The 25,339-nt window shown below is 71.9% G+C and carries 15 protein-coding genes and 2 rRNA genes; 2 read left to right on the top strand and 15 right to left on the bottom strand.

Annotation, left to right across the window (positions count from 1 at the left end):
- Positions 1-82 precede the first annotated feature (82 nt).
- Together EYB28_RS09670 and EYB28_RS09665 are read left to right on the top strand one after the other, a co-directional pair.
- Positions 83-1,066 (top strand): ATP-binding cassette domain-containing protein, encoded by a 984-nt coding sequence (locus tag EYB28_RS09670; RefSeq protein ID WP_166847116.1) that lies wholly within the window; start codon positions 83-85, stop codon positions 1,064-1,066.
- On the top strand, positions 1,063-1,914 hold the full coding sequence (locus tag EYB28_RS09665; RefSeq protein WP_166847113.1) for an ABC transporter permease: 852 nt from the start codon (positions 1,063-1,065) through the stop codon (positions 1,912-1,914). The genes EYB28_RS09670 and EYB28_RS09665 overlap by 4 nt, the downstream gene beginning before the upstream one ends.
- Here EYB28_RS09665 and EYB28_RS09660 read toward each other — a convergent pair.
- The 15 genes from EYB28_RS09660 to EYB28_RS09590 all read right to left on the bottom strand — a co-directional run bounded on the left by EYB28_RS09660 (position 1,896) and on the right by EYB28_RS09590 (position 24,903).
- Positions 1,896-5,348: a BTAD domain-containing putative transcriptional regulator gene (locus EYB28_RS09660; RefSeq protein ID WP_166847110.1), complete on the bottom strand. Its 3,453-nt coding sequence runs from the start codon at positions 5,346-5,348 to the stop codon at positions 1,896-1,898. The genes EYB28_RS09665 and EYB28_RS09660 overlap by 19 nt on opposite strands.
- A gap of 22 nt (positions 5,349-5,370) precedes the next feature.
- Entirely contained in the window at positions 5,371-6,039 is a 669-nt protein-coding gene (locus tag EYB28_RS09655) for an NUDIX domain-containing protein (protein WP_370459463.1), read from the bottom strand.
- Positions 6,036-7,718 (bottom strand): CTP synthase, encoded by a 1,683-nt coding sequence (locus EYB28_RS09650; protein WP_166852098.1) that lies wholly within the window; start codon positions 7,716-7,718, stop codon positions 6,036-6,038. The genes EYB28_RS09655 and EYB28_RS09650 overlap by 4 nt, the downstream gene beginning before the upstream one ends.
- Positions 7,719-7,884: 166 nt before the next feature.
- Complete coding sequence (gene murJ / locus EYB28_RS09645) at positions 7,885-9,567, bottom strand: murein biosynthesis integral membrane protein MurJ (RefSeq protein WP_166847107.1); 1,683 nt, start codon at positions 9,565-9,567, stop codon at positions 7,885-7,887.
- Complete coding sequence (locus EYB28_RS09640) at positions 9,564-10,478, bottom strand: hypothetical protein (RefSeq protein WP_240930477.1); 915 nt, start codon at positions 10,476-10,478, stop codon at positions 9,564-9,566. The genes murJ and EYB28_RS09640 overlap by 4 nt, the downstream gene beginning before the upstream one ends.
- Entirely contained in the window at positions 10,475-11,512 is a 1,038-nt protein-coding gene (locus EYB28_RS09635) for a copper transporter (RefSeq protein WP_166847104.1), read from the bottom strand. The genes EYB28_RS09640 and EYB28_RS09635 overlap by 4 nt, the downstream gene beginning before the upstream one ends.
- Before the next feature lie 119 nt (positions 11,513-11,631).
- Complete coding sequence (gene steA / locus EYB28_RS09630) at positions 11,632-12,825, bottom strand: putative cytokinetic ring protein SteA (RefSeq protein ID WP_166847102.1); 1,194 nt, start codon at positions 12,823-12,825, stop codon at positions 11,632-11,634.
- Positions 12,826-12,830: 5 nt separating this feature from the next.
- A complete protein-coding gene (gene recN, locus EYB28_RS09625; RefSeq protein ID WP_166847099.1) occupies positions 12,831-14,621 on the bottom strand; it encodes a DNA repair protein RecN in 1,791 nt (596 codons plus the stop codon).
- Positions 14,622-14,624: 3 nt separating this feature from the next.
- A complete protein-coding gene (locus tag EYB28_RS09620) occupies positions 14,625-15,599 on the bottom strand; it encodes an NAD kinase (RefSeq protein ID WP_166847096.1) in 975 nt (324 codons plus the stop codon).
- Positions 15,596-16,507: a TlyA family RNA methyltransferase gene (locus EYB28_RS09615; RefSeq protein WP_166847093.1), complete on the bottom strand. Its 912-nt coding sequence runs from the start codon at positions 16,505-16,507 to the stop codon at positions 15,596-15,598. Before EYB28_RS09615 ends, EYB28_RS09620 begins: the two co-directional genes overlap by 4 nt.
- Positions 16,507-16,707, bottom strand: a complete 201-nt coding sequence (locus EYB28_RS09610; protein ID WP_166843763.1) for a hypothetical protein — start codon at positions 16,705-16,707, stop codon at positions 16,507-16,509. The genes EYB28_RS09615 and EYB28_RS09610 overlap by 1 nt, the downstream gene beginning before the upstream one ends.
- Before the next feature lie 180 nt (positions 16,708-16,887).
- Positions 16,888-17,901 carry an HAD-IIA family hydrolase gene (locus EYB28_RS09605; RefSeq protein ID WP_370459462.1) on the bottom strand — a complete coding sequence of 338 codons (1,014 nt, stop codon included), beginning with the start codon at positions 17,899-17,901 and terminating at the stop codon, positions 16,888-16,890.
- Entirely contained in the window at positions 17,898-18,695 is a 798-nt protein-coding gene (locus tag EYB28_RS09600) for a hypothetical protein (protein ID WP_240930476.1), read from the bottom strand. Before EYB28_RS09600 ends, EYB28_RS09605 begins: the two co-directional genes overlap by 4 nt.
- Positions 18,696-19,658: 963 nt before the next feature.
- Positions 19,659-22,775: ribosomal RNA gene (locus EYB28_RS09595) — 23S ribosomal RNA — on the bottom strand.
- Between the two features lie 605 nt (positions 22,776-23,380).
- Positions 23,381-24,903: ribosomal RNA gene (locus tag EYB28_RS09590) — 16S ribosomal RNA — on the bottom strand.
- The 16S and 23S rRNA genes sit together here, the layout of an rRNA operon.
- Positions 24,904-25,339: the final 436 nt, after the last annotated feature.

Below are 25,339 nucleotides of genomic sequence, written 5' to 3'. Positions count from 1 at the left end.
CCTCCCTCCCCCGCCATCGGCGTGACAGCCGGTGACAGCGCTCTGACAGCGTCGTGCGAGCGGCCACGCCCACCGTGGAGCCATGACCACGAACGCGATCGAGGCCACGGGCCTCGTCAAGACCTTCGGCGACCACCGCGCCGTCGACGGCGTGGACCTGACCGTACGCACCGGGTCGGTCTACGGCGTCCTCGGCCCCAACGGCGCCGGCAAGACCACCACCATCCGCATGCTCTCGACACTGCTGCGGCCGGACGGCGGGTCGGCCGCCGTCTTCGGGCACGACGTCGCCCGTGAGCCGTTCGTCGTGCGCCAGCTCATCGGCGTGACCGGGCAGTACGCCTCGGTCGACGAGACGCTCAGCGCGACCGAGAACCTCATGCTTTTCTGCCGCCTCAACGGGCTGCGCGGAGCGGCCGCGGCCCGGCGGACCCGCGACCTGCTCGAGGAGTTCAGCCTCACCGACGCCGCGGCCCGCCCGCTGCGGAACTTCTCCGGCGGCATGCGCCGCCGGCTCGACCTGGCGGCCAGCCTCATCGCGCAGCCGCCGCTGCTCTTCCTCGACGAGCCGACCACCGGCCTCGACCCGCGCACGCGCGGGCAGATGTGGGACACGATCCGACGCCTCGTCGCCACCGGGTCGACAGTCCTGCTGACCACCCAGTACCTCGACGAGGCCGACCAGCTCGCCGACCGCATCGCCGTCATCGACCGTGGGCGCGTCGTCGCCGAGGGCACCGCCGACGACCTCAAGTCGTCCGTCGGCCAGCAGTCGCTGCAGCTCACCCTGCTGCGCCCCGAGGACCTGGCCGGCGCCCTCGAGGCGACGCACGACGTCCTCGGCGTTCCCGGGACGCCCTCGCCCGAGTCCGGGCGGCTCACCGTCCCCGTCGCCGACCCCGCCCGGGTCACGGAGCTCCTGGTCCGCCTGCGCGAGCGCGGCGTCGACCTCGACGGGCTGTCGATGGACAGGCCCACGCTCGACGAGGTCTTCCTGACCCTGACCGGCCACGCCACGAGCGACACCACCCCTGCTGCTCCCGAGCCCGAGGAGATCCCCGCATGACCACCATGACCACCGCCCCCGCGGCACCCACGGCACCGGGCGGACGCATCGTCCCCGGCTCCGAGCGCACGCTGCGCAACCGCGTGACCGTCCGGCAGGCCGTGAGCGACTCGCTGGCCATGGCCCGGCGCGGCCTGATCAAGATCCGCCGGACGCCCGAGCAGCTCATCGACGTCACGGTGCAGCCGATCATCTTCACCCTGATGTTCACCTACATCTTCGGCGGCGCGATCGCCGGCGACGTGGCGAGCTACCTGCCGATCATCATCCCGGGGATCCTCGTGCAGACCGTCATCACGACGTCCGCCGTCACCGGCACGCAGCTGCGCGAGGACATGGACAAGGGTGTCTTCGACCGGTTCCGGTCGCTGCCCATCGCCCGCATCGCGCCCCTGGCGGGCGCCCTGGTCGCCGACACCGTGCGCTACCTGATCGCCACCACTCTCACGATCGTCATGGGCCTGATCATGGGCTGGCGACCCGGTGGCGGTGTCGGGGGCGTGCTCCTCGCCGGCCTGCTCGTCGTGGTGTGCGCCTGGTCGCTGAGTTGGATCTTCGCGTTCCTCGGCGTGATCGCCCGCTCCGCCTCGTCCGTGCAGGGCATCTCGTTCCTGGTCCTGTTCCCGCTGACGTTCCTGTCCAACGCGTTCGTCCCGGTGGAGACCATGCCGTCGTGGCTGCAGGGGTTCGTCGACGTCAACCCGGTCTCCCACCTCGTCACTGCCGTGCGGGACCTGGCGAGCACGGGCTCGATGAGCGGCGAGGTCGGCATCGCGCTGCTCAGCTCCGCCGTGGTGGTGGCGGTCTTCGCCCCGCTCGCCGTGCGCAGCTACATGAAGAAGGCCTGACCCGACCTGCCCGGCTCCTGGTCCGCCTCCGTCGCGAGGCGGCCCAGGAGCTCGTCGGTCCGTGGCACGAGCTCGTCGCGGTCCAGGGCCGCGACCCGGCCTTCCACGGTGCGCACGAGGTCGGCGTCGTCGGCGGCCTCGTGGACGGCGTCCCGCAAGCCGTCGAGGCGCAGGACGGGCAAGTCCTGTCGCGCGCCGAGCCGGCCGGCCAGGGCGAGGAGCTCGACGCCGGCCGCCATCCTTTCCCGGTCACGCAGGCCCGACGGGTCCGCGCCGAGGCATGCCCAGTACGCGACCCCGACCGCCGACGTCCCGAGCACGGGCCGGTCGACGAAGCCCGGGCCTGCACCCCTGACCGCGCGACCGACGTCGACGACTCGGCGCACGAGGCCGCCGTCGTCACCAGCACCGGCCTGCACGCGCCGCACCAGCGCCGCCGAGGACACCATGAGGAACCACGGGGCGCCGTCTCCCATAGGCTGCCCCGCGCCGAACGACGCGACCGCGCGCGCGAGGTGCGCCAGCGCTCCGTCGCGGTCCCCGCGCAGCCACGCGATCTCTCCCCGGCCCAGCTCGACCAGGGACGACGCCTCCGCCGACCGGTGCTGGCCCCGGTCCCCGCCGAGCGCCTCGTCCATGGCCGCGACCGTCGCGTCCGCGGACCGCAGGTCGCCGAGCACCAGAGCGGCGCTCAGCTCGATCCACCGGACCTGGCGCTCCATCTCGCGGGCCCCGAGCGCTTCCAAGCCGGTCCTCGCGGCGTCGACCCATCGTGGCGTGGCGCCGGCGTCGCCACGTTCCGCGAGGAACGAGGCGACCACCATCGCCGTCGTCGCCGTCGCCGCGACATCGCCCAGCGCCTGCGCGTCGTCGTGGGCGGCGACGGCCAGCTCGACCGCACGCGTCAGCTCGCCGTCGTTCTCCCGCTGCTGCGCCTCGAACATGTGCGCCATCAAGGACGTGTACCGGTCCTCGGACCGCTGCAGCCGCCGGAGGACGTCGGCGAGCTCCTCGGGCCCCCGCGCCAGCACCACCGCGGACAGGTCCCGGGTCCGCGAGCCGACAGCAGGGCTCGAGCGCAGCAGGCGCCGGAGACGACCGAGGGCACGGCCTGCCCGGCCCGGCGGGCCGAAGGCGGACACCGCGGCCGTCACCTCGAGCGCGATGGCGGTCGCGTCGGCGTGCTCGTCGGGGACGTCCCAGCCGCGCAACGCCTCCAGGACCGTGTCCGCGAGCCCGAGGACGCGCTCCTCGGCCCCGCGGGACGCCCAGCTGCCGAGCAGCGCGACGAACCCGCGCACGGCGACGTCCGGACGTCCGCGCTCGACCGCCCGCCGCACCGCAAACAGCAGGTTCTCCTGCTCGCGGCCGAGCTCGGCCGCGGCGTCCACCTGCTCCGGCGACAGCAGGCGTGAGGCGCAGCGCCGTGCCACGGTCATCGTCCACCCGAGCACCGCCTCCTCGGCCACGTCCTCCTCCTGCGCCGCGGCGAGCCGCAGGAGCCCGAACTCCCGCACGGTCTCGACCATGCGGTAGCGGCTCGTGCCGTCCGCCTCCTCGACGCGCACCAGGGACTGCAGCACGAGCGCATCCACGTCGTCGTCGACCTGCCACCCGCGCCCCTCGGGCACCAGGGCCCGCGCCGCCTCCGCCGAGAACCCGTCCGGGAGCACGGCGGCGCGGCGCCACAGCGCCTGCTGTCCGGCGGTGAGCAGGTTCCAGCTCCAGTCGAGCACGGCCTCCAGCGTGCGGTGCCGGTCCGGCGCCGAGCGGTCCCGTCCCCGCAGCAGGGCGAACCGCTCGTCGAGCCGTGCGTCCACCTCCGCGACGCTCAGCGTGCGGATCCTCGCCGCGGCGAGCTCGATGGCCAGCGGGAGCCCGTCGAGGCGCTCGCACAGGCGGGCGACCGCCGGGCGGTCGAGCAGCGCGTCGGGGCGCACGGCGCGCGCCCGCTCGACGAACAGGCGGACCGCGGGGCCCCCGTCCTCGTCGTCGGGGTCCGACCCGAGCGGGGACGGCGCGTATGTCACCTCGTGCTCGAGCAGGAGCGGCGTCCGGCTCGTGGCGAGCACCCGAAGCCGCGAGGACACGTCCAGCAGCGCGCCGGCCCAGCGGGCCGCGCCCTCCACGACGTGCTCGCAGTTGTCCAGCACGACGAGCGCGTGGGCTTCCCTCAGCCGGGCCGCCACCTGAGTTTCCAGGTCGCCGGCCCGCAGCCTGTCGGCCAGCCGCACGGACCCCGCTCCGGGCGCCACACCCAGGGCGTCCGCGAGCGCCAGGACGACGTCCTCGTCCGTCCGGACACCGACGAGCTCGACGACCACCACGACGGGGGTGCGCTCCAGCGAACGTCGCGCGACCTCCTGCGCCAGGCGCGTCTTGCCGAGGCCGCCCGGGCCCAGCACGGTCACGAGCCGGGCGTCACCCAGCGTCTCCAGCACGGAGACGACGTCCTGCTCGCGGCCGACCAGCGGCGTCGGGTAGGTGCGCACCCCGCGGGCGGTCGCGCCCGTGGCGTGCGCCGTCCCACCGTCGTGGCCCGCACCGGTCCGCGGCGGCACCGAGCCGGTCGGCGGCTCCGGCAGGGTCGCCGGCGAAGGCCCGGGAACCGCCGCCGACGCGGCCTCTCCGCGCCGCTCGACGTCGGCGGCGAGGCGCTCGTAGAGCGTCGCGGTCGCCGGCCCCGGCTCGCTGCCCAGCTCGCGCACCAGCACGGACCGCAGCCGGGTGAACACCCGGAGCGCCTCCGCCGGGCGGCCGAGGCCGCCGAGCGCGCCCATGAGGGCGCGCGCAGCGTCCTCGTCGGAGGGGTCGGCGGCCACGTCCGCCCCGGCGAGCTCGGCGACGACGGCGTGCTGCCCCGCCGCCTCCGCCGCGTCCCGGCGCACCACCCGGAGCTCGTCGCGGCGGCGCCCGGCCACCGCCGCGAGCTCGGCGGCCACCCCGGCGAACTCCCCGCCCTCGAGGTCGCTGCCGGGCGTGCCGGACCAGAGGCTCAGGGCCGCCCCCGCGGTGTCCGCGGCGACGCGCGGATCGCCGGAGACGAGCTCGCGGCGGGCAACGGTGAGGGCGTCGCCGGCCGCGTCGAGGTCGGTGGCCACGTCGAGGGCGTACCCGGTCTCGGTCGCGCGCACGACACCACGCCCGGCGACGGCCCGCAGGCGCGACACGAGGTTCTGCAGGGCAGCGCGCGGGTCGGCGGGCAGGGACTCGTGCCACAGCCGGTCGACCAGCGCCGTCGAGGAGACCCCGCGACGCCCCGCGAGGGCGAGCAGCACGACCAGCGCGCACGCGCGAGCACCGCGGGGGCCGCGCGGGCCCCCGTCCGGGCCCGCCACCCGGACCGGCCCGAGCACCCGGACGGCCGGGGCCGCCGCGGCGTCCACCGGCGGCGCGTCGTCGGCCCCGAGCGCGGGGCGGGAGTGGTCGTGCACGCCTGTGGAGCCTACCGCCCCCTCAGGCGCCGGGTCGGCACGGCCAGGGCGCGTCGGCGGGGCGCAGGGAGGCCCAGCCGCCCGCGCGGCTCGCCGCGGCGGCGAGCACACCGACCACGGCGGACGGGTTGTGCAGGCTGCCGTCCAGCACCCGCGCCACGGCCTCGTCCAGCGGGACCCAGCGGGTCTCGATGCCCGCCTCCTCGCCGGTGCGGGCGTGCCGGTCCGCCGCGGCGACCTCCGCGACGCCCCGGGCCAGGAAGACGCGGACCGCCTCGTTGGAGCTGCCCGGCGTGGTCGCGTAGTCGGTCAGCACGGCCCACGACTCCGCGGTGACGTCGGCCTCCTCCGCCAGCTCGCGCGCGGCCGCGTCGGCGGCGGGCTCGCCGTCGACGTCGAGCAGCCCCGCGGGGACCTCCCACAGGAACGCACGGACCGGGTGGCGGTACTGGCGCAGCAGCAGCACACGGTCCTCGTCGTCCAGGGCGACGACCGCGACCGCCCCGGGGTGGTCCACGTACTCCCGCGTCACGACGCCCGCGTCGCCGAGGTCGACGTCGTCGCGCACGAGGTCGATGATCCGGCCGTCGTACAGGCGCTCGTGCCGGAGCACGGGGCGCGGGTCGACCTCGTCAACCACCTCGGGCACGTCGGGCGCGCCGTCCGCCGGCCGGCCATCCGCGTCACTCACGCCGTGGCGCCCTGACGCACCAGGGCCGCCGCCACCAGGCCGGAGAACAGCGGGTGGGAGCGCGTGGGACGGGACTTGAACTCCGGGTGGGCCTGCGTGCTGACGTAGTACGGGTGGACGTCGGCGGGCAGCTCGACGAACTCCACGAGGCTGGCGTCGGGCGAGGTCCCGGAGAACACGAGGCCCGCGGCCTCGAGCTGCTCGCGGTAGGTGTTGTTCACCTCGTAGCGGTGCCGGTGGCGCTCGGAGGCCCGCTCGCCGCCGTACGTCTTCGCGACGACGGTCCCCGCGCCGAGGTGCGCGTCGTAGGCGCCGAGGCGCATCGTCCCGCCGAGGTCCCCGTCCCCGCCGACGATCGCGAGCTGCTCCGCCATCGTGGCGATCACCGGGTGGTCGCTGTCCGGGTCGAACTCGGTCGACGACGCGTCGGCGAGGCCGAGGACGTTGCGGGCGTACTCGATGACCATGGACTGCAGGCCGAGGCAGATGCCGAGCGTCGGGACCAGGTTCTCGCGGGCCCAGCGCAGCGCGCCGACCTTGCCGTCGATGCCACGCACGCCGAAGCCGCCGGGCACCAGCACCGCGTCGACGCCGTCCAGGGCCTCCTGCGCGCCCTCGGGAGTCTGGCAGTCGTCCGCGGCGACCCACCGGATGCCGACCTTGGCGTCGTTGTCGAAGCCGCCGGCGCGCAACGCCTCGGTCACCGACAGGTACGCGTCGGGCAGGTCGATGTACTTGCCGACGAGCGCGACCTCGACGTGGTGCTCCGGCTCGTGCACGCGCTCCAGGAGCTGGCTCCACCCGTCCCAGTCGACGTCGTGGAAAGGCAGGTCGAGGCGGCGCACCACGTAGGCGTCCAGGCCCTCGGCGTGCAGCACCCGGGGGATGTCGTAGATGCTCGGCGCGTCGACCGCGTTGACGACCGCCTCGTTGTCGACGTCGCACATGAGCGCGATCTTGCGCTTGATCGACTCCGGCACGACGCGGTCGGCGCGCAGCACGATCGCGTCGGGCTGGATGCCGATGGAGCGCAGCGCGGCCACGGAGTGCTGCGTCGGCTTGGTCTTGAGCTCGCCCGACGGGCCGATGTAGGGCACGAGCGAGACGTGCAGGAAGAAGCAGTCGTCGCGGCCGAGCTCGTGGCGCACCTGCCGCGCCGCCTCGAGGAACGGCTGGGACTCGATGTCGCCGACGGTGCCGCCGATCTCGGTGATGATGACGTCGACGTCGGCGCCGGCCTGGTCCCGCATGCGCGACTTGATCTCGTCGGTGATGTGCGGGATGACCTGCACCGTGTCCCCGAGGTACTCGCCGCGGCGCTCCTTGGCGATGACGGACGAGTAGACCTGGCCGGTCGTGACGTTGGACGAGGCGGGCAGCTCGATGTCGAGGAACCGCTCGTAGTGGCCGATGTCCAGATCGGTCTCGGCGCCGTCCTCGGTGACGAACACCTCGCCGTGCTGGAACGGGTTCATCGTGCCCGGGTCGACGTTGAGGTACGGGTCGAGCTTCTGCATCGTGACCCGCAAGCCGCGCGAGCGCAGCAGGCGGCCGAGCGAGGAGGCCGTGAGTCCCTTGCCGAGCGACGAGGCCACACCACCCGTCACGAAGATGTGGCGCGTCTGGTGCGTGGCACCGGCGCGGCTGAGGGTACGGGGCTGAGGGCGGGTCTCTCGAATGGTGTCGGCCACGGAACTCCATGCTAACCGACGCACGGGCCCCCGACGCGGCGGAGCGGACCGTTCCGGCAGACCCGGGCCGACGTCACAGCGGCCGCCCGTCGTCCTCCTCTCCGCGGCCTCGGGTCGGTGCAGGTCAGAGCCGTGAGGGCGGATCGGCGCCTCGTCAGCGACGGAGCATCCCGCGGGCCCGCCGGGCCACGGACGCGACACGCCCACGCACCTCGCGGTCCGCCGCGGCGACCACGACGACCACGACGACCGCCGCCAGCAGGCCCGCCGCCACGCCCAGGCCGACGTCCGCCAGGAACCGGCCGAGGTCGAACGGCGTGCCCCCGCCGTCCGCCCCGGGCCCGGAGCCACCGGCCGGCAGCAGCCACCGCGCGAGCGTCGCCCCCGCGGCACCCGCCGCGAGCACCACCGCACCCGTGCGCGGGACGCCCCGCAGCGCCGCCGGCCCGAGCCGGCGGCGCACCGCGACGAGCAGCCCCGCCGCCGCCACCGTCATGCCGGCCGTCACCGCGGCGCCGAGCCACGCCAGGACCTCCACCCGCGTGGTCACGCCCCCGGGCCGGCCGGCGAAGACCGGCACGCAGGCGAGCGCGCCGGCGGCGACGACGGCCCAGCCCGACGCCGTGGCGACGACCGCCGCCCGCCCGGAGTCGACCGCGTACAGGAGGCGGGACAGCTGGAGGATCAGCGCGAACCCGAGCAGCCCCGGCGCCATCCACGCCAGCGCACCGCCCATGCCCGCGGCGTCGCCGTGCGAGACGACCATGTCGAACACGTCCTCGACGAACGGGGCCGCGGCCACGAGGGCGGCGGCCCCGGCCCCCATCGTGGTGACCAGCACGCGCGTGGTGGACGACACCAGCCGGCCGAGACCGTCCCAGGCCCGCTGCGCGGCGAGCTCCGCGAAGCGCGGGAACGCGCTCGTGGCGATCGGGAACGCCAGCACCGCGTACGGCAGCTGGTACACCTGCTGGGCGTACAGGTAGATGGTCCAGGTGGCGTCCCCGCCGGCCCGGATCCCGGCCCACATCAGCGCGAGCTGGGACAGCTGCTGCGCGACCAGGGCGCCGATCCCCGCGAAGGCGAGCCGGGCGGCGCGCCGCCCCTCGCCGTCGACGAACCGCAGCGTGGGCCGCAGCCGCACCCCGGTGCGGTGCACGGGCCGCAGCAACGGCAGGGCGAGGAACGCCACCCCCGCGGTGTTCCCCCACGCCAGCCACCCGAGCGCGCGGGACGACAGCGCGGCGACGTCCTGCTGGTTCCCGTCGGCGAGCGCCCCGAAGACCGCGTACACGCCGATGACGACGAGGCTGGAGACGAGCGGGGCGAACGCCGGCCAGAAGAACCTCTTGTGCGCCTGCAGGACGCCGCCGAGCACCACCGACAGCCCGTACAGCGGCACCTGCAGCGCGAAGACCCGCACGAAGTCCGCGGCGACGGCGACGTCGGCCGCGTCCTCCAGCGGCAGCAGGCGGGAGATCGGGTCGGCGAGGAGCGCCATGAGGCCGCCCAGCGGGACGAGCACGACGAGCGTCCACCCCAGCAGCGCGGACGCCGTCCGCGAGACCTTCTCCTGCTCGCCCCGGACGAGGAAGCCGGACAGCAGCGGCACCACGGCGCCGGCGAGCGCTCCCCCGGCGGCCACCTCGAACAGCACGTTCGGCAGCAGGTTCGCCGCGTTGAAGGGCCCGTCGACGCCGCCCGTGCCGAGGTAGTGCGCCTGGGCGAGCCAGCGGCCGAAGCCCACCACGCGGCTCGCGAGCGTGACGACGGTGATGAGCACCGCCGCGCCCGCGAGCGTCTGGCCGGCACGCGCCCGGCCGGCCGGCGTGGTCAAGCCCGCGCGTCCTCGTCCGCGCCCGAGGCGGCCTCGGGCGCCGCGGTCTCGGGCGCCGCGGTCTCGGGCGCCGGTCGCCGCCCGAGGCGGTCGACCCGTCGCAGCCACGGCGTGCGGTCGATCACCGCGGAGAAGCTGACGCGCTCGGAGGCGAGGGTCAGGCCGACGACGGCCCCCAGCGCGGCGACGCGCACCGCGCGCGGCGCGCCGAACGCCCACTGCGCTCCCACGAGCGCGCCGAGGGCGTTCGCCCCGCCGTCGCCGAGCATGTCCCGCTCGGCCAGGTCGCCCGGTGCGGCGGCCGCTGCCGCGCCGACCACGGCGCCCGCCGCCGGGACCGAGCCGCCCGCGACCGGCAGGCTCAGCACGGTCGCCGCCTTGAACGCGCGGCCGGGGCGCAGGTCCAGCAGGTTCAGCAGGTTGGCCGTGCCGGCCACCAGCGCGCCGTTCACGACGACGTCGGCCGCGTGCCCCGCCGCCCCGCCGGTGCGCCGGGTCCCGACGGCGGCCGCCACCATCGAGGTCGCCCCGATGCCGAGCACCTTCAGGCCACCCGTCGTCAGCGTGCCCCGCGCCAGCGCGCCGAGGTGGCCGCGCAGCCCCTTGGTGCGGGTGGAGGCGTCCTCGGCGAGGTCGTCCACGAGGCCGAACGCCCCGGCCCCGGCGGTGGCGAGCGCCGCGGCCGTGCGGGTGCGGGGGTCGCTCCCGGCGAGCGCCCCGGCCGACAGGCCGGCGGCCACGGCGGGCCCCTCCAGCATGCTCACGGGCTCGCCGCGGTGGTTGGTCCGGGTCCAGCGCGCGGCGCCGCCCGGGGGGTCGGTGTCGAGCACCCGGCGCGCGGCGACCGTCACGGCCCCTGCGACGAGGCCCGCGCGCAGCAGCGCTCCCGCCCGCGCCCCCCGCCGGCTCACGACTCGTCTCCCGAGCCGGAGCCGCCCTGGTCGCCCGCGGCGCTCCCGCCGGCGTCGCCGGACGCCTGCTCGGCGGGCGGCGGCAGGACCGTGGCACCCTCCTCGAACCCGTACTGGTCCACGACCCCGGTGCTGGTCGAGGCGATCGCGAGCGGCACCACGATCTGGCCCGTGCGCTGCTCGATGCCGCTCACCGTCGTCACGGTGTCGACCAGCTCCTCGTCGCCGCGGACCGTCGCGATCAGGTCGCCCTCGGTGGTCGTCGGGCCTGCCAGCACCGTCGCCGCCAGCTCGGACGCCGTGCCGGCGAGCGTCGCCAGCGCCGCCGCGCCCATGGTCTCGGGGTCGCCGCCCTCGGTCGGCTCCTCCGGCATGTCCGTCGCGCCCCCGGAGAGCAGGAGGATCGCGTCCGCGGGCTCCTCCGGGGCGGACTCGACCTCGATCAGGCCGACCCGCTCGAGCAGCTGCTGCAGCTCCTGCGCCTCGCTGCTGCGCTGGCCGGGAGCGTCGGCGTCGGTGTCCGTGAGCGCCACCGTCAGCGCGGCGCCCAGCAGCTCGGCGGTGTTCGACTCGTCGTCGATGAGGTTGCCCGCGGCCTCCTCGCCGAGCTGCTCGCGCAGCCCGCCGGCGACCGTGTCGCGCAGCGTGCTCTCGTCCGCCGCCGTCCACGACTCGGTCAGCGACTCGTGCGCGACGACGCGCGCGCCGGCGTCGTCGAGCTCGTCGAGCACGGCGCGCTCGGTGTCGTCGCCCACCTGGTCGACGTCGACGACGGCGATCCGCTGGGCGGCGAGCGATCCGGTCACGAGCTGGTCGCCCGCCGCGTCGACGAAGCGACGCTGCTCGTCGAGGTTCTCCTGTGCCGCGTCGATGTCCTCGCGCAGCGCGTTGCGCTCGTTCCGCAGCGCGTCCACCTGGTCCGTGAGCTGTTCCCCGATCGCCCCCTGCAGCGGCCCCGCCCCCAGGATGATGCCGACCGCGAGGGCCAGGAAGACGGAGATCAGCGAGACGAGGTGGTATCTGAAGTCGATCACGTCGGCAGGGGTTCCTTCATGGGGTGGCGGTCAGGTGCAGGGTGGTCGGGTGCGGGTCGGGCTCCGGTGACGGCACCGGCCCGCGGCGGGCGGACACCCGCGGTCGCGCGTCGGGGAGGTCAACCGCCGAAGAGGCTACCCACCCAGGAGACGACGTCGTCGATCCGCGCACCGAGGAGCCCGAAGAACGTCTGCCCCGCCGACGTCGACCACAGCGCCGCAAGCACCGCGGCCACGCCGGCCAGCGACAGCAGCGTGAGCTGCAGGTTCGAGATGCGGGTGCGGTACAGGCGCGAGACGCCCTTCGCGTCCACGAGCTTGCCCCCGACCCGCAGGCGGGTCAGGAACGTGCTGGCCATGCCCGCCCGGCCCTTGTCCAGGAACTCCACGAGCGTCGCGTGGGTGCCCACCGCTACGATCAGCTCGGCACCCTTGTCGTCCGCGAGCAGCATCGCGATGTCCTCGCTCGTGCCGGTCGCGGGGAAGACGACGGGGTCGACGCCGAGCGCGCGGACCCGCTCCAGCCCCGGGGAGTTGCCGTCGCGGTAGGCGTGCACGACGATCTCCGCCCCGCACGCCAGCGCCTTGTCCGACACGGAGTCCATGTCGCCGACGACCATGTCCGGCTTCCACCCGGCGTCGATGATCGCGTCCGCGCCGCCGTCGACGCCCACCAGCACCGGCCGGTTCTCGGCGATGTAGGAGCGCAGCATCGCGAGGTCCTCGCGGTAGTGGTAGCCGCGGACCACGATGAGCACGTGGCGGCCGTCGATCCGGGTGCGCACGTCCGGCACGCCGACGCCGTCGAGCAGCAGGTCACGCTCCCGGCGCAGGTACGTCATCGTGTTCTCGGCGAAGTTCTCGATCTCGACGGAGAGACCCTCGCGGGCGGCGGCCATGTCCGCCTCGATCGTCTCGGGCGTCTGGCGGGTGCCCTCGGCGACGACGGCGCCGTCCACGACGACCTTCCCCTGCTCCACGCCGACCGCCGTGCCCTCCGGCAGGCTCATGACGTCGGGGCCGAGGCCGTCGACGAGCACGATGCCCGCCTCGACCAGGATCCCGGGTCCCGCGTTGGGGTACCGGCCCGACGTCGAGCGGGCGGCGTTGAGCACGACCGCCGGCCCCGCGGCGACCAGCGCGTCGGCGGCCACGCGGTCGATGTCGACGTGGTCGATGACGGCGACGTCACCGGCCTGCAGGCGCTTCGTCAGGTCCTTGGTCCGCGCGCCGACGCGCGCGGGCCCCTGCACCTCGGGCAGGTCCTCGCCGGGGTCGGCGGCGCGGTCGGGCTTGCGCAGGATCATCTTCATCGCCCCTATCGTCCCACGATGGAGGACTCCAGGAGCTCGACCGCGTGCTGGCGAGCCGTGGCCGACTCCTCCTGGCCGGAGAGCATCCGGGCCAGCTCACGGACGCGGGCGTCGCCGGTGACCTCGCGCACACCGGTCACCGTCACCGCCGGTACGCCGTCCTCGACGTCGGTACCGTCGGCGCCGTCGGCGCCGGTGTCGTCCACCTCGGTGCCGGCGGCGCCCTGCGACTTCGTCACCACGAGGTGCGCGTCGCCGAACGCCGCGACCTGCGCGAGGTGCGTCACCACCACGACCTGGGTGCGGCGCGCCAGCGCGGCGAGGCGCCGACCGACCTCGACCGCGGCACGGCCGCCGACGCCCGCGTCGACCTCGTCGAACACGAAGGTGGGCAGCAGAGCGCCGTCGCCCGGCTCGTCCTCCACGCGCGCCGTGGCGAGCGCCACCTCCACGGCCAGCATGACGCGGGACAGCTCGCCGCCCGAGGCCCCCTTGCCGAGCGGTCGGGCGGGCGCACCGGGGTGCGGCTCAAGCAGGAACGTCACCTGGTCGAGCCCCGAGGGCCCCGGCTCGGCGGCGGGCTCGACGCGCACGACCAGCCGCGCCCCCGCCATCGCCAGGCCGGCGAGCTCGTCCGTGACGGCCGCGGCGAGCGCGTCGGCCGCGGCCCGGCGCCCCTCGCTCACCCGCTCGCCCGCCGCCGCGAGCACGTCGTCCAGCTCGGCCGTGCGGCGGCGCATGGACTCCAGCCGCTCGCCGCCGTCGTCGAGGTCCAGGAGGCGCAGCCCGGCGTCGCTCGCCCACCGCAGCACGTCGTCGATCGTCTCGCCGTAGGTGCGGGTCAGCGCCCCCAGCTCGGCCAGGCGGGAGTGCGCCGTCTCCAGCCCGGCCGGGTCCGCCTGGAGTCCGTCCACGTACGACGCGAGCTCGCCCGCCACGTCGGCGAGCAGGTAGCCGGCCTCCGCCAGGCGGGTCGCGTGCTCGCCGAGCGCCGGGTCGTCGGACGCCACCGCCTCCAGCGCGCGGCGGGCGCGCTCCACGGCCGCGACCGCGGTCCCGTCGGTCTCGACGTCGTCGCCCGCCACCGTGTCGTGCGCCTCCTGGGCCGCGACGCGCAGCCCCTCGGCGTTGCCCAGCCGCGCCACGAGAGCGGTCAGCTCGGCGTCCTCCCCCGGCTGCGGGTCCACGCGCTCGATCTCGGCGAGCCCCAGACGCAGCAGCTCCGCCTCGCGGGCGCGCTCCGCGGCGCGCGTCGTCAGGTCGTCGATCTCCGCGAGCAGCCCGGCGCGCTCGGCCCACGCCGCCCGGTACTCCTCGATCGTCGCCCGGTGCCGGGCGCCCGCGAACGTGTCCAGGGCGTCGCGCTGCTTGGCCGGCGTGCGCAGGCGCAGCTGGTCCGCCTGCCCGTGCACGGTCACGAGCTCGTCCGCGATGTCGGCGAGCACCCCCTGGGGGACGCCCCGGCCGCCGAGGTGCGCGCGCGAACGGCCGCCCGCGGCGACGGTGCGCAGCACGACGACGGTGCCGTCGTCGTCGACCTCGCCGCCCGCCTCGTCGACCCGTGCGGCCACGTCCTCACGGCCGGTCACCCGCACCCGGCCCTCCACGGCGGCGCGCGACGCCCCGGGGCGCACGGCGCCGGCGTCCGCCTTGCCGCCCATGAGCAGGCCGAGGCCCGTGAGCACCATCGTCTTGCCCGCGCCGGTCTCGCCGGTGATGACCGTCAGGCCGTCGGCCAGCGGCACCCGTGCCGTCTCGATGACGCCCAGGTTCTCGATCGCGATCTCCTCGAGCACGCCTCACGCCTCCTTGTCCTGCTCGGGGTCGTCGTGCCTGCCGTCCCGCTCCGCCTCGTCGTACCGGTCGTCGCCCCGCTCGGGACGCTGCGCCGCCAGCTCGCGCCACCCCACCACGGGCAGCGAGAACTTGGACACGAGCCGGTCGGTGAACGGGGCGGTGAAGAGCCGTGCGAAGCGCAGCGGGAGCGCGCCACGACGCACCTCGACCTGGGCCCCCACGGGCAGGTCGATGCGCCGGCGGCCGTCGCAGGTGAGCACCGCCCCGACGGCGCTGCGCTCCAGCACCTTGACCGTGTACGTGGACCGAGGGCCGATCACCAGCGGGCGCGCGAAGAGGGCGTGCGCGGAGAGCGGCACGAGCAGCACGCCGTCCACGTCCGGCCACATCACCGGCCCGCCCGCGGAGAAGGCGTGCGCCGTCGACCCGGTGGCCGTAGAGATCACGACGCCGTCGCAGCCGAAGGAGGACAGGGGGCGCCCGTCCACCGCGATGCCGACCTCGACCATGCGCTCGCGCTGCGCCTTCTCGACGGTGGCTTCGTTCAGCGCCCAGCCGGTCATCGGCTCGGGCTCACCCGGCAGGTGCACGACGACGTCGACGACCGCGCGCTCCTCGACCTCGTAGTCGCGCGCCGCCAGCCGCTGGACCGCGTGCCGCAGGTTCTCGCGCTCGCTCTCCGCGAGGAAGCCGACGTGCCCGAGGTTGACGCCCAGCAGGGGCACCCCGGTGCCGTGCGTCAGCTCGGCGGCGCGCAGGATGGTCCCGTCGCCGCCGAGGACCATGACGACCTCGGACTCGGTGACCCCCTCCCGGACCCGGGCCGCGGCCATGTGGTCGCCGAAGGACTCGGCGAGGTCGTCGTCGTGCAGCGCCACCTCGAAGCCGGCGGCGGTGAGCTCGCGCACCGCCTCGGACAGGGCGGCCACGGCCTCCGGCCGGCCACCGTGCGTGACGACGAGGACTCGGCGGGTCACGGGGCTCCTCCGATCGGCAGGACGGGCGGGACGGCGGGGACGGTGCCGGGCTGTGTGCCGTCGGCGGGCGGGGACCACGCGACGGCCTCCCGCGCAGCGGCGGCCACCGCGTCGTCCCCGGTCGCGGGCTCCTCACCGTGGTCGCCGACGACGAACCAGCAGAAGTACTCCGTGTTGCCGCTCGGGCCGGGGACTGGGCTCGGCACGAGCGCCACCGGCCGCCACCCGGCGTCGGCGCCCGCGCGGACCACGGTGCGCACGCTGTCGGCTCGCAGGCCGGGGTCGCGCACGACGCCGCCGCTGCCGAGCCGTTCGCGCCCGACCTCGAACTGCGGCTTGACCAGCAGCAGCACGTGCGAGCGCGCACCGAGCACGCTCGCGAGCGGGCGCACCACGAGGGTCAGGGAGATGAATGACAGGTCACCGACGACGACGTCCGGGGCGGCGTCCAGCGTGCCCGGCGTCAGGTCGCGGACGTTGAATCCCTCGACGACGTCGACCCGTGGGTCGGAGCGCAGCGACGGGACGATCTGGTCGTGCCCGACGTCGAGCGCCACGACGTGCGCCGCACCGTGCCGCAGCAGGACGTCGGTGAACCCGCCGGTGGACGCGCCCAGGTCGAGGCACGCCGCCCCGGGCAGGGCGTCCACCAGCGCGCGTCCCACGGGGTGCGCGGCCAGCGCGGCCAGCGCCCCGGCCAGCTTGCCGCCGGCGCGCGAGGCAAAGCCCGGGTCGTCGGGGTCGTGCGCGACCTCCAGCGTCGCGCCGGCCGGCACCTGCGCCGACGGCTTGGCGACCGTGCGGCCGGCCAGGTGCACGCGACCGGCCGCGACCAGCTCGGCGGCCTGACGACGGGAGCGGGCGAGTCCGCGGCGCACGAGCTCGACGTCCGCGCGCACGTCGGGCATCAGGCCTCCGCCCCGGGGGCGCCCGCCTGCTCGTCCTGCCCGTCGAGCCGGGCACGGAGCCGGTCGTGGACGGCACCGAACCGTGCCACGTGCTCCTCCAGGGGCAGGTCGTCCAGGCCGGAGAGCGCCTCCGCCACGGAACCCGGGGTGGCGTCGTCCTCGACCGTGCCCGGTCCCGGCTCTCCGGTGTCCCGTGTCATCGTCCCTCCTCACGTGCCTCGCCGCTCGCTTCGCGCCGACGGCGTCGTGCGCGGCGGCGTCAGGTGCCGCGCGTCGTGGTCCTCGTGGTCATGACGGCGCCGCGGCCGGGTCCACGGTACCCGGAACCGCCGACGTCGACGGGTGCACCACGCACGTCCTGGGGACGGCGGCCCGGGCCCTCAGGCCGTGAGCTCGGGCACGCTCGACGGGTCGAGGGTGCCGCCGGCGTCGACGACCTCCCACGCTGCCGCGCACGCGGCCCTGACCACGTCGATCCCGGCGGGCCCTTCCCTGTCGATCTCGAGCGTACGGCCGGTGACGCGTGCCGCCCGGTCGCCGCACCGCCACCAGCCGTCCGCGGCCGGCTCGGGCTCGGGGTGCGGCTCGAGCAGCGACCGCAGGTCCGCACCGACGAAGTCGGGACGCAGCTCCGGTTCCGCCAGCACGGCGTCCCGCGCGGAGGAGACGCCCGTGAGGACGTGCAGGCCCGGGTAGCCGCCGGCCCGCGCTCCCGCCAGGTCGGTGTCGAGCCGGTCCCCGACCACCAGGGGTCGCTGTGCGCCGCTGCGCTCGACGACCATCCGGTACATGGTCGGCGACGGCTTGCCGGCGCTGTCCGGGCGGACGCCGGTGGCCGCGGTGACCGCGCCGACGAGCGCGCCGTTGCCGGGGGCGAAACCCCGCGCCGTCGGCAGCGAGAGGTCGAGGTTGCTGGCCACGTGCCACGCCCCGCCGGCGACGGCGTACGCCGCCTCCGCCAGGTCGGGCCACGCCAGGCCGGGGGCGTACCCCTGGGCCACCGCTTCCGGTGCGTCGTCGGCCGACTCCACGACCCGCAGGCCAGCGGCCTCGACGGCGGTGACGAGGCCGGCGCCGCCGATCACCAGGACGCGGGCGCCCGGCGCGAGCCGCGTCCGCAGCAGCGCGGCGCAGGCCTGCGCCGCCGTCATCACCTCGTCGGGCGACGTCGGGATGTCGAGGCCGGTGAGCTGACCGGCGACGTCCTCCGGCTCCCGGGACGCGTTGTTCGTCACGAACACGAGCCGCAGTCCCGCGTCGCGCGCCGAGACGAGGCTCGGCGCGGCGTGCGGGATCGCGAGGTGGCCGCGGTACGCGACGCCGTCCAGGTCGACCAGGGCGAGGTCGTGGGCCGTGGCGAGCGGCTCGGCGCTGCCGCGCAGCATCGCCGTCACGCCCGCGGCTCCTCGTCCCGCGCCTCCGGCACGGGCGGGTCGTCTCCGTCGCCCGGTGCGGCGGGTGCGTCCTGGCCGGCGTCCCGCGTCGTGTGGTCGTCCGTGACGTCGGCCTCGGGCGCGTCGTCCTCGGGCTCGTCGGGCTCGGCCGACTCGTCGTAGACGTCGTAGACCACCACGTCGTCGTCGAGGGACACCCCGGCGGCGCGGTCGAGCACGTCCGGGTCGATGCCGGCGAGCACCGCGGCGGCCTCGTCGGCACGTCCGGCCTGCTCGAGGGCCACGGCCCGGGCCTGCAGGACCCGGACCCCGAGCTCGCCGGTCCGCTCGGCGGCCGGGATGCGGTCCAGCACGGTCAGCGCGGCCTCGTGCTCGCCCAGGTCGGACCGGGCCCCGCTCACCACGATGGCGAGCTCGGTGCGGCCCTCGGCGTCGAGGGTGCGGGCCTCCTCGCTCGCCGCGAGGGCGATGGCTCGCTCCGGGCGCCCGAGGCCACGCTCGGCGTCCGCCATCAGCGGCAGGTGCTCCGACGACCCGTTGAGCCGGCGGACCGTGCGCAGCTCGCGCAGCGCCTCGGCGAACCTGCCGGTGCGGTAGGCGGCGATCCCCGCGGCCTCCCGCACGACGTCGATCCGTCCCCCGCGCCGCACCGCCGCCTGGGCGTGCTCGTAGGCACGCTCGGGGTCGGTGTCGAGCAGGCGGCCGGCCATGACCAGGTGCAGGCCGACGCGCTCGGCGTTCTCCTTCGTCAGGCCGCGCATCCGCGCGCGGGTGTCGCGGCTGAGCTGACCCATCGACGCGTCCTCGGCGATCTCCGGCTCAGGGGTGCGGGGCCGCTTGTCCTCCCCCGGGCGCGACGCGCCACGGTGCGCCGCCGGGCGCCCCGGTCCGGAGCGCCGCGCGTCCGCCCCGCGGGCGTCGGCTCCGCGTCGGACCTGCCCGCGGGGGCCGTCGCCCCGCCCGGCACCCGCGCGGTCCGGGCCACCGCGCCGGTCGCCACGCTCCGAGGGACGGCGGTCTCCGCGATCCGGCGCACCACGGCGCTCACCACGGTCGGGAGCACGACGCTCGCCACGGTCCGGCGCACCGCGACGGTCACCGCGGTCGGGAGCACCACGACGCTCGCCTCCAGCCGGCGCGTCCCGCCGGTCACGGCGGTCCGACGCTCCCCGCGCGGTGTCGTCCCTGCGGGCCCCCGTCCGTCGTCCGTCGTCGGCGCCTCGGCGGTCGGTTCCCGGAGGACCGCCTCGCGTCGACCGTCGGTCGTCCTGCCGCTCCTCACGGCGACCGCCGATCGTGCGGCCCTGCTGGGCTCCACCGCGGCCGCTGGCCGCCCTCCGGTCCCGGTCCCCGCTGCGGGAGGTACCGCCGCCACGGTGCGGCGAACGGCCGGCCGAGTCGTCCCGGCCCCGGTCCTCGGGCGATGCGTTCACGGTCTACCCCTTCTCGACGACAATGCCCCGGTATTCTCCCACGTCACCATCGCTCGACAGGGCCCTGCCGGCCACGGGCAGCTGTGACAGCGCGCACCTGTCACCACCCGAGCCGATCCGCACCGGGGCTGATCAGGATGCCTTGCCGCGCAGCGCCGCGCGGGCCTCGACGATGAGTGGTCGGGAGCGGCCCACGTGGAGTGTGCGGATCACGGGTGGGTGTGGGGGTATGCGTGAAGGCCCACCCCCGGGGTATCCGGGGGTGGGCCTTCACATGAAAGGGTGTTCGGCGGCGTCCTACTCTCCCACCCCACGCATGTTGGGTGTGTGAAGTTGTTGGCTGATTAGTACCGGTCAGCTGCGACAGTCGTTAGTCCTGTCTTCCACATCCGGCCTATCTACCCAGTGGTCTAGCTGGGTGCCTTCACCCCCGTGGGGGATGGAAACCTCATCTTGAAGCAGGCTTCCCGCTTAGATGCTTTCAGCGGTTATCCCTTCCGAACGTAGCTAACCAGCGGTGCCCTTGGCAGGACAACTGGCACACCAGAGGTTCGTCCGTCCCGGTCCTCTCGTACTAGGGACAGCCCTTCTCAAGTTTCCTACGCGCGCAGCGGATAGGGACCGAACTGTCTCACGACGTTCTAAACCCAGCTCGCGTACCGCTTTAATGGGCGAACAGCCCAACCCTTGGGACCTACTCCAGCCCCAGGATGCGACGAGCCGACATCGAGGTGCCAAACCATGCCGTCGATATGGACTCTTGGGCAAGATCAGCCTGTTATCCCCGGGGTACCTTTTATCCGTTGAGCGACGGCGCTTCCACAAGCCACCGCCGGATCACTAGTTCCGACTTTCGTCCCTGCTCGACCTGTCGGTCTCACAGTCAAGCTCCCTTGTGCACTTGCACTCGACACCTGATTGCCAACCAGGCTGAGGGAACCTTTGAGCGCCTCCGTTACATTTTGGGAGGCAACCGCCCCAGTTAAACTACCCACCAGGCACTGTCCCTGATCCGGATCACGGACCGAGGTTAGATGGTCGATGCGGCCAGAGTGGTATTTCAACGATGACTCCACCCGACCTGGCGGCCGGGCTTCATAGTCTCCCACCTATCCTACACAAGCCGAACCGAACACCAATACCAAGCTGTAGTAAAGGTCCCGGGGTCTTTCCGTCCTGCTGCGCGTAACGAGCATCTTTACTCGTAGTGCAATTTCGCCGAGCTCGCGGTTGAGACAGCGGAGAAGTCGTTACGCCATTCGTGCAGGTCGGAACTTACCCGACAAGGAATTTCGCTACCTTAGGATGGTTATAGTTACCACCGCCGTTTACTGGGGCTTAAATTCTGGGCTTCACCACAAGGGTTGACCCGTCCTCTTAACCTTCCAGCACCGGGCAGGCGTCAGTCCGTATACATCGTCTTGCGACTTCGCACGGACCTGTGTTTTTAGTAAACAGTCGCTTCTCCCTGGTCTCTGCGGCCCTCCCCGCCTCACCGGAGCTAGTCCGGGTCACGGTTCAGGCCCCCCTTCTCCCGAAGTTACGGGGGCATTTTGCCGAGTTCCTTAACCACGATTCGCTCGATCGCCTTGGTATTCTCTACCTGACCACCTGAGTCGGTTTAGGGTACGGGCGGCTAGAACCTCACGTCGAGGCTTTTCTCGGCAGCATAGGATCACCCGATTCCCGCTGATGCGGTCACCATCAGTTCTCACCTGAGTGCCTGGCGGATTTGCCTACCAGACGGGCTACGACCTTGGACGTGGACAACCATCGCCACGCCGGGCTACCTTCCTGCGTCACCCCTGTTAACACGCTTACCTACTACCGGTTCGGGTCCCACGCCGCCCCACCGGTGAGTCCCCGAAGGAACTCGGTGGTGGATTGGGGTGGTGAGCATCACCGGGCTCGGTATGGGCGGTTCTTCGCCGGTAGGAGAATGTCAACTCCTTGTCCATCGACTACGCCTGTCGGCCTCGCCTTAGGTCCCGACTAACCCAGGGCGGATTAACCTGGCCCTGGAACCCTTGGTCATTCGGCGGACGGGTTTCTCACCCGTCATTCGCTACTCATGCCTGCATTCTCACTCGTGTGGCCTCCACCACTGGATGACTCCGCGGCTTCACTGCCCACACGACGCTCCCCTACCCACCCACACACCTGAACACCGATCAAGTCGATGCTAGATTATCGTGTGAGTGCCACGGCTTCGGCGGTGTACTTGAGCCCCGCTACATTGTCGGCGCGGAATCACTTGACCAGTGAGCTATTACGCACTCTTTCAAGGATGGCTGCTTCTAAGCCAACCTCCTGGTTGTCTGTGCAACTCCACATCCTTTCCCACTGAGCACACGCTTAGGGGCCTTAGCCGGTGGTCTGGGCTGTTTCCCTCTCGACTACGAAGCTTATCCCCCGCAGTCTCACTGCCACGCTTGTCTTACCGGCATTCGGAGTTTGGCTGACGTCAGTAACCCGGTGAGGCCCATCGGCCATCCAGTAGCTCTACCTCCGGCAAGAAACACGTGACGCTGCACCTAAATGCATTTCGGGGAGAACCAGCTATCACGAAGTTTGATTGGCCTTTCACCCCTAACCACAGGTCATCCCCTCAGTTTTCAACCTAAGTGGGTTCGGTCCTCCACGCCGTCTTACCGGCGCTTCAACCTGCCCATGGCTAGATCACTTCGCTTCGGGTCTAGACCCGGCGACTGGATCGCCCTATTCGGACTCGCTTTCGCTACGGCTTCCCCACACGGGTTAACCTCGCCACCGAGCACTAACTCGCAGGCTCATTCTTCAAAAGGCACGCCGTCACCCCAACCAAGGAGGCTCCGACGGATTGTAGGCACACGGTTTCAGGTACTATTTCACTCCCCTCCCGGGGTACTTTTCACCTTTCCCTCACGGTACTGGTCCGCTATCGGTCACTAGGTAGTATTTAGGCTTAGCAAGTGGTCTTGCCAGATTCACACGAGATTTCACGGGCCCCGTGCTACTTGGGATCCCCTCCACCAGGCCGCACCATTTCGTCTACGGGACTCACACCCACTATGGTCCGCCTTTCAATGCGGTTCGACTATGACACGACTTTCTTACTGGTCCAAGAACTGTCAGATCCTTGAAGAAGGTCCCACAACCCCGCACGTGCAACGCCTGACAGCTTGACACACGCACGGTTTGGCCTCATCCGCTTTCGCTCGCCACTACTCACGGAATATCTCTTCCTGCCGGTACTGAGATGTTTCACTTCCCGACGTTCCCCCCTGCACCCTATGAATTCAGATACAGGTAACCCCACATGACTGAGGCTGGGTTCCCCCATTCGGACACCCTCGGATCACAGCTCGTTTGCCAACTCCCCGAGGCTTATCGCAGGCTACCACGTCCTTCTTCGGCTCCTAGTGCCAAGGCATCCACCCTGTGCCCTTAAAAACTTCGACACACTACAAAATTTGCTACAGAGATCCAAAGAACCAACCACACCAAGGCCCCACAACCGGGGGCCACCAGTACAGCCGGCCTTCGAACATCTGGGATGCTCGCGTCCACTATGCAGTTCTCAAGCAACGGACGACCCACCAGCAACCAGCACGCCTACCCACCACCACACCCCACACACCACCAGAACCCCCACCCCACAGACCCCCCACCCCCACAAGCGCGAGGACGAAGAACCACACAGAAACAGGAGAACCAGCAACATGCCAGGCACGGCACCGAGCGGTTCGCACCACCAGTGACCCGCGTCAACCAACCAAAGACCCCCGAACACCCCGAACCACCCCGACCCCCACCACCACAGCAGGAACCAGACCAGCCCGAGACGCCGATTGCCTCAGGACCCAACAGTGTGCTCAACAGACCCCCGCACCACACGAACCAGCTTTCCCACCAACACACAGTCGGCGTACTCACCAGCCCCCACGACACGAGAGCCCTACAGTCAATGTTCCACCCATGAGCAACCACCAGGCACACACTCGGCGCCTACGATGGCCTGCCAAGACCCCACAACAACAGCTGCAGGATCCTCAGATGCTCCTTAGAAAGGAGGTGATCCAGCCGCACCTTCCGGTACGGCTACCTTGTTACGACTTAGTCCCAATCGCCAGTCCCACCTTCGACCACTCCCCCCACAAGGGTTGGGCCATGAGCTTCGGGTGTTACCAACTTTCGTGACTTGACGGGCGGTGTGTACAAGGCCCGGGAACGTATTCACCGCAGCGTTGCTGATCTGCGATTACTAGCGACTCCGACTTCATGGGGTCGAGTTGCAGACCCCAATCCGAACTGAGACCGGCTTTTTGGGATTCGCTCCACCTTACGGTATCGCAGCCCTCTGTACCGGCCATTGTAGCATGCGTGAAGCCCAAGACATAAGGGGCATGATGATTTGACGTCATCCCCACCTTCCTCCGAGTTGACCCCGGCAGTCTCCCATGAGTCCCCGGCATAACCCGCTGGCAACATAGGATGAGGGTTGCGCTCGTTGCGGGACTTAACCCAACATCTCACGACACGAGCTGACGACAACCATGCACCACCTGTACACCGACCTTACGGGGCACCCATCTCTGGATGTTTCCGGTGTATGTCAAGCCTTGGTAAGGTTCTTCGCGTTGCATCGAATTAATCCGCATGCTCCGCCGCTTGTGCGGGCCCCCGTCAATTCCTTTGAGTTTTAGCCTTGCGGCCGTACTCCCCAGGCGGGGCACTTAATGCGTTAGCTGCGGCACGGAACTCGTGGAATGAGCCCCACACCTAGTGCCCAACGTTTACGGCATGGACTACCAGGGTATCTAATCCTGTTCGCTCCCCATGCTTTCGCTCCTCAGCGTCAGTTGCGGCCCAGAGACCTGCCTTCGCCATCGGTGTTCCTCCTGATATCTGCGCATTCCACCGCTACACCAGGAATTCCAGTCTCCCCTACCGCACTCTAGTCTGCCCGTACCCGATGCACGCCCACAGTTGAGCCATGGGATTTCACACCAGACGCGACAGACCGCCTACGAGCTCTTTACGCCCAATAATTCCGGACAACGCTTGCGCCCTACGTATTACCGCGGCTGCTGGCACGTAGTTAGCCGGCGCTTCTTCTGCAGGTACCGTCCACCCGAAGGCCTTCTTCCCTGCTGAAAGAGGTTTACAACCCGAAGGCCGTCATCCCTCACGCGGCGTCGCTGCATCAGGCTTTCGCCCATTGTGCAATATTCCCCACTGCTGCCTCCCGTAGGAGTCTGGGCCGTGTCTCAGTCCCAGTGTGGCCGGTCGCCCTCTCAGGCCGGCTACCCGTCGACGCCTTGGTAGGCCATCACCCCACCAACAAGCTGATAGGCCGCGAGCCCATCCCCCACCGAAAAACTTTCCAACACCCACCATGCGGCAAGTGCTCATATCCGGTATTAGACCCCGTTTCCAAGGCTTATCCCGAAGTGGAGGGCAGGTTGCTCACGTGTTACTCACCCGTTCGCCACTGATCCACCCAGCAAGCTGGGCTTCACCGTTCGACTTGCATGTGTTAAGCACGCCGCCAGCGTTCGTCCTGAGCCAGGATCAAACTCTCCGTAAAAGAGAGAACAACACCACGAACCCCCAAAAAAGGACCCGCGATGCCAATCGATACTGGCCAGACAAGCTAGCAAAAAACTAGACTGTCCGATCCAAAGGAACCACTAAAGGTTCAAAAATTTGGCATTGACTATCAAGCACACTGTTGAGTTCTCAAACAACCGACGCACACCATCCAAGACCAGGAATTGACTATCAAGCACACTGTTGAGTTCTCAAACAACCGACGCACACCATCCAAGACCAGGACCTCGTCCCGACCCCGTCCGGGGCAACCCTTCAACCTTACCAGGCCCGTTCTCCCTGTCAAGTCCTGATCTTGCGATCGAGTCTGACGAAGGCCTCGTGCCCGATATCCGAAGCGCGACGCACGAAGACGTCCCGTGAAGGAATCGGAGGACCGCCCTCCGGGACCGTCCACCGGTACCCGACCCTGA

Source organism: Isoptericola sp. BMS4 (assembly GCF_011634835.1).
In the GTDB taxonomy this organism is placed as follows: Bacteria; Actinomycetota; Actinomycetes; order Actinomycetales; family Cellulomonadaceae; genus Isoptericola.
The sequence above is the reverse complement of the archived record's forward strand: the minus strand, read 5'-3'. Positions and strand labels throughout refer to the sequence as shown.